Source organism: Sphingopyxis sp. GW821-FHT10B01, assembly GCF_059415685.1.
The window spans coordinates 76198-88025 of the sequence record NZ_JBWKNS010000006.1; the positions used below are offsets into that span (position 1 = coordinate 76198).

Below are 11828 nucleotides of genomic sequence, written 5' to 3' on the forward strand. Positions count from 1 at the left end.
ATGGCGGTCGCCGATCGCGCCCTTCTCCCGGCCGCAGCGTCCACGCGGCCGGGGGGCAATCCGAGCTTCGTGTTGGGGATGCTCTGCTTCGTCTATGTGCTGAACTTTCTCGACCGGCAGCTGCTCTCGATCCTCGCGAAGCCGATCCAGGATACACTCCAGATCAGCGACGGGCAGCTCGGGCTGATCAGCGGCCTCTATTTCGCGATGTTCTATTGCTTCATCGCGATCCCCGTCGGCTGGTTCGCCGACCGGACCAGCCGTGTCGGCGTCCTGTCGGCCGCCTGCGCGATCTGGAGCGGGGCCACCGTCGCGTGCGGGATGGCCGCCAATTATACACAGCTGGTGGTCGCGCGCATGGTCGTCGGCTTCGGCGAAGCGGGCGGCGTGCCGCCATCTTATGCGATCATCACCGACACCTATCCGCCCGGAAAGCGCGCCGCGGCGCTCGGCATCTTCAACCTCGGCCCAGCGATCGGCGCGGCGGCGGGGGTGGCGTTCGGCGCAGCAATCGCCGAGCGCTTTGGCTGGCGCATCCCCTTCATCGCCGTGGGTGCGATCGGGATTGTGACGGCGCTGATTGTCTGGCTGACGGTACGTGAACCGACCCGCGGCGCAACCGATGCGGTGGTTCCGTCCGCAAACCCGCCCGCGAACGAGAAGGCGGCCTTCTGGCCGACGGTGCGCATGTTCCTGTCGAACCGCGTCCTCATGCTCGCCGCGCTCGGCAGCGGTGCGACGCAGTTCGTCACCTATGGCCTTGGCAATTTCGCGGTGCTGTTTCTGATGCGCGAAAAGGGCATGGTCCTCGGTGACGTCGCGATCTGGTACGCGTTGGTGCTTCTGATCGGCATGGGCGGCGGAATGATCGTCTCGGGCCGCGTCATCGACCGCATGGTGCGCAAATCGCGCGCGGGCTATGCCATCGCGCCTGCGCTTTCGCTGGTGGTGGCGATGCCCTTTTACGTCGCTTTCGTCTGGGCGCCGGGCTGGCCGCTCGCGCTCGCGTTTCTCACCGTCGTGATGATCTTCAACTATTTCTACCTCTCGGCCTCGGTTGCGCTGGTTCAGGAGGAAGTGAAACCCAACCAGCGTGTGCTGGCGGGCGCCTTGCTGCTGCTCATCATGAATTTCATCGGATTGGGTCTGGGCCCGACATGGGTCGGCTTCGCCAGCGACTGGTTCAAGGCGCAGGGCGACCTGCATGGGCTGCAAACCGCGCTCTACACGCTGACGCCCTTTTATCTGATCGCGATCGGACTCTTCCTCTGGCTCGCGCGGCGGCTGCGCGGAGAGGATAGCCGGCAGGAGTTAGCGGCATGAAGAAACTGAACATCGCATTGTCCGCTGCGGGGCTTTTGATCGCGGCGCCCGCCATCGCCGCGAGCCCGGTGGTCGAGGCGCCCGCCGGTAAGCTCGAGGGCAAGACCGTCGGTAAGGTCCGCGAGTTCAAGGGCATTCCCTTTGCGCAGCCGCCGGTCGGGTCGCTCCGCTGGAAAGCGCCGCTACCGCTGCCGGCCTGGCAGGGCGTACGCAAGGCGCAGAGCTTTGGCGCCGCCTGCATCCAGCCGCGCCCGACCGCGGTACACATCTATGCCAATCCACCCGCGAAGATTTCCGAGGATTGCCTGACGCTGAACATCTGGACGCCCGAAAAGGTGACGGATGCACCCGTGATCGTCTGGATCCATGGCGGCGCGCTCACCACCGGTTACAGCCATGAGGGCATGTACGACGGAGCGAAGCTCGCGGCGCGCGGTGCGATCGTCGTGTCGATCAACTACCGCCTCGGCGTGCTCGGCTATATGGCGCATCCGGTGCTGAGCGCGGAATCGCCCGACGGGGTCTCCGGCAATTACGGCCTGCTCGACCAGATCGCGGCGTTGCAATGGGTGAAGGATAATATCGGCGCGTTCGGCGGCGATGCGAACAATGTCACCATCGCGGGCGAGTCCGCAGGCGCGCTCAGTGTGATGTATCTGATGGCGTCACCCAAGGCGCGCGGCCTGTTCCACAAGGCGATCGCGCAGAGCGCCTATATGATCTCGACCCCGTCGCTGAAGGAAGACCGTCACGGCGAACCCGCCGCCGAGGCGGCGGGCATGCGGATCGCAACCGCTCTTGGCGCGAGCGACGTGACGGTGCTGCGCGCGATGGATGCCACTGCTCTTTCGGACGGCGCGCTGAAGGCGGGCTATTTCCCGTGGGGAACGGTCGACGGCAAGATCCTTCCCGACCAGCTTGTCGATATCTTCGACCGCGGCGAGCAGGCGCCCGTACCGATGATCGCCGGGTTCAATATCGGCGAAATCCGTTCGCTGCGGATGCTCGCACCGCCAGCCCCCGCCAGTGCAGCCAGCTATGAAGCGGCGATCCGTGAACGATATGGCGACCTCGCCGAGGCTTGGCTGAAACTCTACCCAGCAAAGGATCTGGCCGAAACGATCCTCGCGACGCCGCGCGATGCGCTCTATGGCTGGACCTCCGAACGCCTCGCGATCAAACAGAGTGCGCTCGGTCAGTCTGCGTATCTTTACCTCTTCGACCATGGCTATCCTGCGACGAGCGAATACGGGCTACACGGCTTCCACGCCGCCGAAATCCCCTTCGTGTTCGGCACGGCAAACGACACGCCGCCCTATTGGCCGAAAATCCCCGATACAGTAGCCGAGCGCCGCTTCGCGACCGCGATGGGCGATTATTGGGTGTCCTTCGCCAGAACGGGCAAACCCGAGGCAGCGGGGCAGGCGGCCTGGCGCCCTTATGGCAAGGACGCCGCCTTCATGGCCTTTGCCGACATACCGCGCAGCGGTGCCCGCTTGATGCCCGGCATGTATGCGCTCCACGAAGCCGCAATGTGCCGACGCCGCGCTGCGGGTAATCAGCCATGGAACTGGAACACGGGGATACTGTCGCCGGTGCTTGCAAAGGGTGACCATTGCCCATGATCGACGGCAGCATTCAGGATTACCCGCTCACACTGAACAAATTTCTCGACCACGCCGCGCGCTGGCACGGCGAGGCCGAGGTTGTGACCGCGCGCGAGGACGGCAGCATCGGACGGATTACCTATGCTGCGCTTCGCGAGCGTAGTCTGGCCATCTCGTCGTTGCTGGCCGGTTTCGGCATCGGGCAGGGCGACCGTATCGCGACGCTGGCGTGGAACAGTCAGGCGCATGTCGAGACCTGGTACGCGGTCATGGGCATGGGCGCGGTCTGCCATACGCTCAACCCGCGGCTGACGGGATCGCAACTCGCGTCGATGGCGGTGCAATCGGGCGCAAAGATTTTGGTGGCGAGCGCAGACCTGTTGCCGCTCGCGCGGCTGATCGTCGAACGTGCGCCCGCGATCGAGCGCGTGCTTGTCATTGACGGACATATCAGGGAATGGTCGGCAAGCGCCTCGCCGCTTTTCGATATCGAGCCGTTGATCGCCGACGTCTCCGGCGAAATGATCTGGGGCGACTTCGCCGAGACATCACCGGCCGGCCTTTGTTTTACCTCGGGCACCACGGGGGCGCCGAAGGGCGTGACTTACACCCATCGCGGCAGCTTTCTCCACACGCTGCGTAGCCTCCAGGCCGACGTCATGGCTTTCACCAGCCGCGACGCCGTGCTCGCGGTCGTGCCGATGTTCCACGCCAACGCATGGGGGCTGCCTTTCGCGCTGCCTGCGGTCGGCGGCAAGCTGGTGCTGCCGGGCCGTCAGGCCGACGGCGCCAGCCTCTCCCGTTTGATCGCCGCGGAAGGCGTGACGATCGGGGTCGGCGTGCCGACGATATGGCTCGGGCTGGTCGAACATCTCGAGGCGATGGGTGGCGATCTGCCCTCGCTCAAACGCCTGATCGTCGGCGGCGCGCCGATGGCGCCCGCGCTGATGGAGCGGCTTGAAAACCGCCTTGGCGTCACCGTCCAGACGAGCTGGGGCATGACCGAATTGTCACCGCTCGGCGTCATCGCGCCGCCAGAGGATCCGCAGCGCAGCGCAGCGGTGTCGGGGCGGCCGGCGATCGGCGTCGACCTCCGCCTCACCGATGCGGGTGGCATTCCGCTGGCGGAACAGCGCGGCGGCGAGGGGCACCTCCATGTCCGCGGCGCGTCGGTGGTCAATCGCTATTTCGGCGAGGACGCGCCTGCGACCGATGCCGAGAGCTGGTTCCCGACCGGCGACCTGGCGCGTATCGACGCCAAGGGCAACCTCGTCATCACGGGCCGCGCCAAGGATCTGATCAAATCGGGTGGCGAATGGATCAATCCGGCCGAGATCGAAGCCGTCGTTGGTGCGCTGCCCCAAGTGTCACTGGCTGCGGTGATCGGCCGCGAAGACGCCAAATGGGGCGAGCGTCCGATCCTTCTCGTCGAGCTGCGCACGGGTGAAGATATTGGCGACGATGACCTGCTCGCGCCGCTAAAGGGCCGCGTCGCGCCCTGGTGGATTCCCGATGCGGTCGTGCGCCTCGACGCCATGCCGCTGGCGCCGACCGGAAAAATCGATAAGATTCGCTTGCGGGGCGAATATGGCGAGGGCTGAGCCGGCGAAGGACACGTTGGCACTGTCGTCGACGAACAGGGAATTGAAGGTCGATATCGTGACAGAGCAGGTGAAAACACGTCGGCGATCGACCAAGGCCGAACAGCGTGCCGAAACCATCGAACAGATTCTCGACGAGGCAGAGTTTCTGTTCTCGAGACACGGTCTGCATGGCGTCACACTGAAGGATGTCGCCAAGCGCGTCGGTGTACATCACACGCTGCTCAACTATTATTTCGAGGACAAGAAGAAGCTGTTCGATGCGGTGTTCGCGCGCCGCGCGGTGGTGACAAGCACCGAGCGGATGCAGGCGCTCGACGAATATGATCGCGCGACCGGCGGCAAGCCGACCGTCGAAGGCGCACTCCACGCGTTCCTCGACACCGACCTTGACCTCTACATCCACGGCGGCGACGGCTGGAAGAATTATGGCGCACTCGGCGCACAGGTCGCCAACACCCCCGAATGGGGCGCCGAGCTCATGGATAGCCACTTCGACCCGGTCGTGTTACGCCTGATCGACCTTCTGAAACGCGCGTTACCCGATTGCGCCGAGGAAGATATCTTCTGGGGCTATCATTTCGTGACCGGTGCGCTGATGGTCACCCTCGCGCGCACCGGGCGTATCGATAAATTGTCGGGCGGCCTTTGCAAATCCGAAGATTTCGAGGCGATCAAAGCGCGTATGGCCTCGTTCATGGCCGCCGGTTTCCGACAGGTCTGCGGAGCGAAACAGGCCTGACCTGTCGCGCTCCGCAACACAATGGTGCCTTAGCGGCGCTCGACCAGTCCACCACCGAGCGCAACATAAAGCGTGACCAGATTGTCGACCTGCGCGCGGCGAAGCTCGATCAGCGTTTGTTCGGCAGCGAACAGGTTGCGCTCGGCATCGAGCACTTCGAGATAGGTCGAGACACCCTCGCGATAACGCTTGCGCGCAAGGTCGGCGATCTGGCGCGTCGCCAGCGTGCCGCGTTCCTGGGCCTCGACCTGTTCGGCAAGATAGCGCCGCCCGGCCAGCGCATCGGCGACTTCGCGGAATGCGCCCTGAACCGTCCGTTCATACGTCGCGACGGCGATATTCTCGCGCGCCTCGGCGACGGTCAGATTGCCCTTGTTTCGCCCGAAATCGAAGATCGGCAGGCTGATCGAAGGGCCGAAGCTCCACGTCAGGCCATTGTTGCTGAACAGATTATCGAGCGAGCCCGACGCAAAGCCCAAATTGCCCGTCAGCGAGATCGATGGGAAGAAGGCGGCGCGTGCGGCGCCGATATTGGCGCGCGCGGCCCGCAAACGCTCTTCGGCTGCGAGAACATCCGGGCGTGCGACGAGCAGGCCCGACGGCAAGCCTGCGGTGAGCGTCGGCGACTGCCCCTGCGCAACGAGCGGTAACGGAGCGGGCAGGGGGCCAGCCACCGGACCGCCGGTCAATACGCTCAGGAAATTGTCGGCCTGGGCCTTGCTGAGCTTCAGGCTCGCGAGCTGGGTTTCGGCCTGCGTCAGCAGCGTTTCCGACTGGCGATAGTCGAGCGCAGAGGTCACCCCGGCGTCGAGCCGTCGTTTCGCGATCCGGAGTCCTTCCTTGCGGCTGGTCACCGTCGCTTCGGCGAGCGTGATCTGCTCCTCGGCGCCGCGCGACGCGAAATAGGTCGATGCGACGTCGCGAACCAGCGTCAGGCGGAAGGCGCGCTCGGCCTGTTCCGTCGCGAGATACTGGCTGCGCGCGGCTTCGGACAGATTTTTCACCCGTCCCCAGAAATCGAGCTCGAACGAGGTGGCGCCGACCCCGACCGAATAGCGGTTTGTGGTGTCGGTGCCGGGTCCAGTCAGCGACGCGCCGCGAGTGCGTGTCGCATTGGCGCTTGCGCCGACGGTGGGCAAGCGGTCGGCGTCCTGGATCCGGTACAGGCCGCGCGCTTCCTCGATCTGCGCAATCGCGACGGCAAGGTCGCGATTGCGCTCGACGGCTTGCGCGATCAGGACTTCGAGCTGCGGGTCGGCAAAGAAATCCCGCCAGTTCACCTCGGTGGCGCGCTGACCCAGCGTCACATCGCCCGCGAATTCGGCCGGATAGTCAGGCGCCGTCGCCAGCGCCGGGCGCTCGTGCGGCGGAGCCATGTTGACGCATCCGGCCAGCGTCGTCGCCGCGAGCAGCGCGATCAGGTTACGCATGGTCGAGCTCCTCATGATGACCTTTTTCCGCAGGCGCAGGCGGCCGCTTGCGGCTGATCCACTTGCGTATCGACAGGTAGAAGAGCGGGATGAAGAAGACGCCGAGCAATGTCGCGGCGATCATGCCGCCCATCACGCCCGACCCGACCGCGATCCGGCTCGCCGCGCCAGCACCGCTCGCGATAACGAGCGGGACCATGCCGAGGATGAAGGCAAGGCTGGTCATGATGATCGGACGCAGGCGAAGCTTGACGGCTTCCATCACCGCGTCGAGCGTCGATTTGCCTTCGGCTTCCTGTTCGATCGCGAATTCGACGATCAGGATCGCGTTTTTGGCTGCAAGCCCGATGATCGTAATCAGCCCGACGTTAAAGTAAATGTCAGCGGACAGGCCCCGGAACATCGAGAAAAGCACCGCGCCGAGCACACCGAGCGGCACGACGAGCAGCACCGCGACCGGCACCGCCCAGCTTTCGTAAAGCGCGGCGAGCAGCAGGAAGACAACGACTAGCGACAGGCCGAGCAGCATGCCGATCTGGCCCGCCGACTGCTTCTCTTCATAGGAGATGCCCGTCCATTGGAACGAGAAGCCTGCGGGGAGCGTCTGCGCCAGCCGCTCCATCTCGGCCATTGCCTCGCCGGTCGACTGGCCCGGCGCGGGTTCGCCCGAGATCGTCATCGCGGGATAGCCGTTATAGCGCTGGAGCTGCGGGGCTTCGGCCGACCATTCGGCCTTGCTGAACGATCCGAAGGGGACCATGTCGCCGTTCGCGCTGCGGACGCGCAGGTCGAGGACGTCCTGCGGCGTCATGCGGCTCGCGGCATCGGCCTGGAGCAGCACGCGCAGCACGCGGCCTTCGCGGGTGAAGTCGTTGGCGTAGGCGCTGCCGAAGCTGATCGCGAGCGTCGCGTTGACGTCGCCGATCGACAGGCCGAGCGCACGCGCCTGAATGCGGTCGATATCGACCTTCAGTACCGGCGCATCCTCCTGCCCCTCGGGACGGACATTGGCGAGCAGCTTGCTCTGCATGGCGCCGCCCAACATCTGGTTGCGCGCGGCGATCAGAGCCTCGCGCCCGTTGCCGCCGCGATCCTGCAGCTTGAAGGTAAAGCCGCTCGACGTCCCGAGTTCGGGAATCGACGGCGGGCTCAGCGAGAAAGCAAAGGCCTCCTTGATGTTCGAATAGGCGCCCATCGCCTTGCCGGCGATCGCGTCGGCGCTGTCGCCGTCGCCCTTGCGTTCGTCCCACGGCTTCAGCGGGGTGAACATGATCGCGTTCGCCTGACCCTGGCCAAAGAAGCTGAACCCGTTGACCAGCACGATGTTCGCGACCTGTGGCTGTTCGGCGAAAAAGGCCTTTACCTGCTTGGTCGCTTCGTTCGTGCGCTGCGTCGTCGCACCCGGCGGCGCTTGAATGACGGTCACCAGATAGCCTTGGTCTTCCTGCGGCAGGAACGATCCCGGCAGGCGGGTGAACAGCAGCGCGGTCACGGCGACCAGCGCGAGAAACACGCCGAGCCAGCGCAGCGGTGCCGACAGCATCTTGCCGACGCCGCCCTGATAGCGATCGGTGGTCCGGCCGAACCAGCGGTTGAATCCACCGAAAAAGCGGTCGAAAAATGCACCGATGCGGCCCTTGCGTTCGGCCTGGTCGTGCGGCTTGAGCAACGTCGCGCACAGCGCAGGTGTCAGCGTGAGCGCGAGCAAGGCCGAGAAGGCGATCGAGATCGCGAGCGTCATGGAGAACTGGCGATAGATGCCGCCGGTCGATCCGGGGAAGAAGGCCATCGGGATGAATACCGCGATCAGCACCAGCGTGATGCCGATGATCGCCGAGGTGATTTGCGTCATCGCCTTCACCGTCGCCTCATAGGGCGACAGATGTTCCTCGTTCATGATGCGCTCGACATTCTCGATCACGACGATCGCGTCATCGACGAGAATACCGATCGCGAGCACCATGCCGAACAGGGTCAGCACGTTGATCGAGAAGCCGAACATCCAGAGGCCAAGGCAAGCGCCTGCCAGTGCGATCGGTACGACGATCGTCGGAATTACCGTCGCGCGCCAGTTCTGGAGGAAAAGGAACATGACGAGGAAGACGAGCACCATCGCCTCGGCGAGCGTTTTGACCACTTCCTCGATCGACAGGCTGATGAACGGCGTCGTGTCGTACGGGATCGACCAAGTGATGTCGGGGGGGAAGCTCTTTGACAGCTCGGCCATCCGCGCCCGAACGCCGTCCGCCGTCGCCAGCGCGTTGGCGCCGGGGGTCAGCTGGATTGCCATGCCCGCCATCGACTTGCCGTTAAGTTCGGACGAAAAGAGATAGCTTGCCGCGCCCAGTTCGACGCGTCCGACGTCGCCCAGCGTCACCGCCGACCCGTCTGGGTTGGCGCGCAGGATGATGCTCGCGAACTGTTCGGGCGTGGTGAAGCGGCCCTGCGTCGTGATGACGGCGTTGAGCTGCGCGCCCTTGGCGATCGGCTGGTCGCCCAGCTGGCCGCCCGGGGTCTGGCTATTCTGTTCCTGCACCGCGCCGAGGGCCTCGGCGGCGGACAGGTTAAAGCTCGCGAGCTTTTGCGGATCAAGCCAGATACGCATCGCATATTCGGGGGCAAAGGCCTGGACGTTGCCGACGCCGCCAACGCGCCGCAGTTCGTCGAGAACGCGGGTGTTCGCGAAATTGTTGACCTCCATCGGCGCGGTCTCGCCGGTTTTCGAGGTGATCGCGACGATCAGCAGAAAGCCCGAGTTGGCTTCGGTGACCGAGATGCCTTGCCGACGTACGTCTTCGGGCAATCGCTGCTCGACGCGGCGCAGGCGGTTCTGCACCTCCATCTGGGCATTGTCGATGTCAGTCCCCGCCTCGAAGGTCAGGGTTATCGACGCCGTGCCGTTCGATTCACTGGTCGAGGCCATGTAGAGGAAGCCCTCGACCCCGTTGAGCTCCTGCTCGATGACCTGCGTGACATTCTGTTCGAGCGTCTTGGCGTCGGCGCCGGGATAGGTGACGCCGATCGTCAGTGAGGGGGGCGCGACCGAGGGATATTGTTCAACCGGCAGGCTGCGCAGCGCGATGATGCCCGACAGCAGGATGCCGATGGCGATGACCCACGAAAAAATGGGCCGGTCGATGAAAAAGCGGGGGGTCATGGCAGATTAGCGCTTCGATGCCGGAGCCGAAGCACGACCCTTGGGCTGTGCTATTCGCACGGGCTGGCCTGGCTGCACCTTTTGCAGCCCGTCGACGATCACGCGGTCGCCCGGTTTCAAGCCGCCGAGGACCGCCCACTGGCCCGAGACCATGGCGCCGAGCTTCACTGGACGCGGTATGGCATTGTTCTTGGCATCGAGAACCATCACGCTCGCCGCGTCGGCGGCGAGTTTTACCGCACGCTGCGGGATCAGGACGCCGTCGGCGCGGTTACCCGCAAAGATGCGGGCGCGGACGAACTGGCCAGGGAGGAGCGCCGAATTCGGGTTCGGGAATTCGGCACGCAGCGCGGCGGTACCCGTCGCTTCGTCGATCGACAGGTCGAAGAAGTCGAGGTGGCCCGTGACCGGATAGGCGCTGCCGTCCTCGAGGATTAACTGGACCTCGACGCGTTCGAGCTGCGGCAGGTTCAGCTTGCCCGAATTCATGTCGCGCCGGATCGTCATCAGGTCCGAACTTGATTGCCCGAAATTGACATAGACCCGGTCGATCTGTTCGATCGTGGTGAGCAGCGTGCCGTTGCCGGCGCTGACAAGCGCACCTTCGGTCACTTCGGCGCGGCGGGCGCGGCCCGAAATCGGGGCGATCACCGATGCATAACCGAGGTTGAGGCGTGCCGATTCCAGATTGGCCTGCGCCTGTGCGACATCGGCCTCGGCCGTGCGCTGCTGCGCGATGGCGGCGTCATATTCTTGTTTCCCGATCGCCTGATCGGCAAGCAGCGGCTGGTAGCGGTTCACGACCTGACGCGCGTTGGCAGCGGTGGCCTGCGCGCGGGCGAGCTGCGCGCGCGCCGCATTGGCGGTTGCGTTGAGTTCGCGCGGATCGATCCGGAACAACGCCGTCCCGGCCCGGACAAAGCTGCCCTCGTCGAACAGACGGCGCTCCACGATGCCGTTGACACGCGCGCGGACCTCGGACGTGCGATACGCCTGCACGCGGCCTGGAAGTTCGATGACATTCGGCACGGCTTGCGTGCGGATCGTCACGATGTTGACCTCGGGCGGAGGGGGCGCGGGCGGGGCTTCGGAGGAGCAGGAAGCCAGCAAAAGGGACAGCGCGGCGCCGGCGGCGCTGGCAAGAGGACGGACGCGACTCATATGGACCCCTGAATAATCGCAGTTGTGCGGGACTTGTTTATACGCAAAACGTTGCGTTGGCGCGCCGTGTAATTTAAATTACAAAAAAGAGCAAGCGAGAGGAACTGCAAGTGGACACGTCCGAATCGATTTTATGTCAGATAGATAGGCTGTCGCCGCGCGAACGGCGGCAAAGTGCCATTCTCGACGCGGCGGAGTCGCTGTTCCTCGAGCAGGGCTATGAACGCACCAGTCTCTCCGAAATCGTCAAGCGTTCGGGCGGTTCGCTGGCGACGCTCTATGAATTGTTCGGTAACAAGCAGGGGCTGCTTCGCGCGATCGCGACGCGTTGGTGCGACGAGGTCATGCTGCGGTCGATCGGCGACGAAGCAACCCGGAGTTTGTCGACCGTAGACATCCTGAAGAGCTATGCGCATCGCCAGAGCGAGCTGATGGAATCGCCGCACGCCGTCGCGCTGATGCGCATGTTGATATCCGAAAGTTTGCGCGACCACGAATTCGCGATGCAGATATACCATGATCTTCACGTGCCCGCGCTCAAGGAGCTGGTCGAGCTGTTCGCCGAATGGGCGGCGACAGGCAAGGCCGACATCGACCGCCCGGAGGCGGCTGCGCGCCTGTTTTTCGATATTGTCGTCGGCGATTCGATGCTGAGCATGTTAATGGGCATCGAGGACGAATGGCTCGACCCCGAACAGATCGACTGGCGCCTTCAGCCCTTCCTCTCGCATTTCAAGATTCGATAGGGGCGTTCTTGCTAATCCGACGTGGATCCGCTTGCCTGTTGACATGATTGTCAATAACTGA

Annotated in this window: 8 protein-coding genes; 5 read left to right on the plus strand and 3 right to left on the minus strand. The window is 64.3% G+C overall.

Features of this window, described 5'->3' with window-relative positions; all coding sequences use genetic code 11:
- Genes AC07NV_RS17770 through AC07NV_RS17785 form a run of 4 tightly spaced genes read left to right on the plus strand, consistent with a single transcriptional unit; the run spans window position 1 to window position 5273 of the window.
- A complete protein-coding gene (locus tag AC07NV_RS17770) occupies window positions 1–1323 on the plus strand; it encodes a spinster family MFS transporter (RefSeq protein WP_495167724.1) in 1323 nt (440 codons plus the stop codon).
- Complete coding sequence (locus AC07NV_RS17775) at window positions 1320–2948, plus strand: carboxylesterase/lipase family protein (RefSeq protein ID WP_495167725.1); 1629 nt, start codon at window positions 1320–1322, stop codon at window positions 2946–2948. The genes AC07NV_RS17770 and AC07NV_RS17775 overlap by 4 nt, the downstream gene beginning before the upstream one ends.
- Complete coding sequence (locus tag AC07NV_RS17780; protein ID WP_495167726.1) at window positions 2945–4531, plus strand: AMP-binding protein; 1587 nt, start codon at window positions 2945–2947, stop codon at window positions 4529–4531. The genes AC07NV_RS17775 and AC07NV_RS17780 overlap by 4 nt, the downstream gene beginning before the upstream one ends.
- The gene (locus AC07NV_RS17785; protein WP_495167727.1) at window positions 4518–5273 is read left to right on the plus strand and encodes a TetR/AcrR family transcriptional regulator; all 756 of its coding nucleotides are present in this window, start codon (window positions 4518–4520) and stop codon (window positions 5271–5273) included. Before AC07NV_RS17780 ends, AC07NV_RS17785 begins: the two co-directional genes overlap by 14 nt.
- Window positions 5274–5302: 29 nt before the next feature.
- Here the strand turns inward: AC07NV_RS17785 and AC07NV_RS17790 are convergent, their stop codons facing one another.
- From AC07NV_RS17790 to AC07NV_RS17800, 3 genes are read right to left on the minus strand one after another with little or no spacing between them, the layout of a single operon-like run.
- Window positions 5303–6703: an efflux transporter outer membrane subunit gene (locus AC07NV_RS17790; protein ID WP_495167728.1), complete on the minus strand. Its 1401-nt coding sequence runs from the start codon at window positions 6701–6703 to the stop codon at window positions 5303–5305.
- Window positions 6696–9860 carry a multidrug efflux RND transporter permease subunit gene (locus tag AC07NV_RS17795; protein WP_495167729.1) on the minus strand — a complete coding sequence of 1055 codons (3165 nt, stop codon included), beginning with the start codon at window positions 9858–9860 and terminating at the stop codon, window positions 6696–6698. The genes AC07NV_RS17790 and AC07NV_RS17795 overlap by 8 nt, the downstream gene beginning before the upstream one ends.
- A gap of 6 nt (window positions 9861–9866) precedes the next feature.
- Window positions 9867–11021 carry an efflux RND transporter periplasmic adaptor subunit gene (locus AC07NV_RS17800; RefSeq protein ID WP_495167730.1) on the minus strand — a complete coding sequence of 385 codons (1155 nt, stop codon included), beginning with the start codon at window positions 11019–11021 and terminating at the stop codon, window positions 9867–9869.
- A 110-nt stretch (window positions 11022–11131) separates the two neighbouring features.
- Here AC07NV_RS17800 and AC07NV_RS17805 point away from each other — a divergent pair, with 110 nt between their 5' ends.
- A complete protein-coding gene (locus AC07NV_RS17805) occupies window positions 11132–11767 on the plus strand; it encodes a TetR/AcrR family transcriptional regulator (protein ID WP_495167731.1) in 636 nt (211 codons plus the stop codon).
- Window positions 11768–11828: the final 61 nt, after the last annotated feature.

Excerpts from the sequence above, each read along its gene's own strand:
- AC07NV_RS17770 (WP_495167724.1), top strand. The coding sequence starts at position 1 with ATGGCGGTCGCCGATCGCGCCCTTCTCCCGGCCGCAGCGTCCACGCGG.
- AC07NV_RS17800 (WP_495167730.1), bottom strand. The coding sequence starts at position 11,021 with ATGAGTCGCGTCCGTCCTCTTGCCAGCGCCGCCGGCGCCGCGCTGTCC.
- AC07NV_RS17785 (WP_495167727.1), top strand. The coding sequence starts at position 4,518 with ATGGCGAGGGCTGAGCCGGCGAAGGACACGTTGGCACTGTCGTCGACG.
- AC07NV_RS17780 (WP_495167726.1), top strand. The coding sequence starts at position 2,945 with ATGATCGACGGCAGCATTCAGGATTACCCGCTCACACTGAACAAATTT.
- AC07NV_RS17795 (WP_495167729.1), bottom strand. The coding sequence starts at position 9,860 with ATGACCCCCCGCTTTTTCATCGACCGGCCCATTTTTTCGTGGGTCATC.
- AC07NV_RS17790 (WP_495167728.1), bottom strand. The coding sequence starts at position 6,703 with ATGCGTAACCTGATCGCGCTGCTCGCGGCGACGACGCTGGCCGGATGC.
- AC07NV_RS17775 (WP_495167725.1), top strand. The coding sequence starts at position 1,320 with ATGAAGAAACTGAACATCGCATTGTCCGCTGCGGGGCTTTTGATCGCG.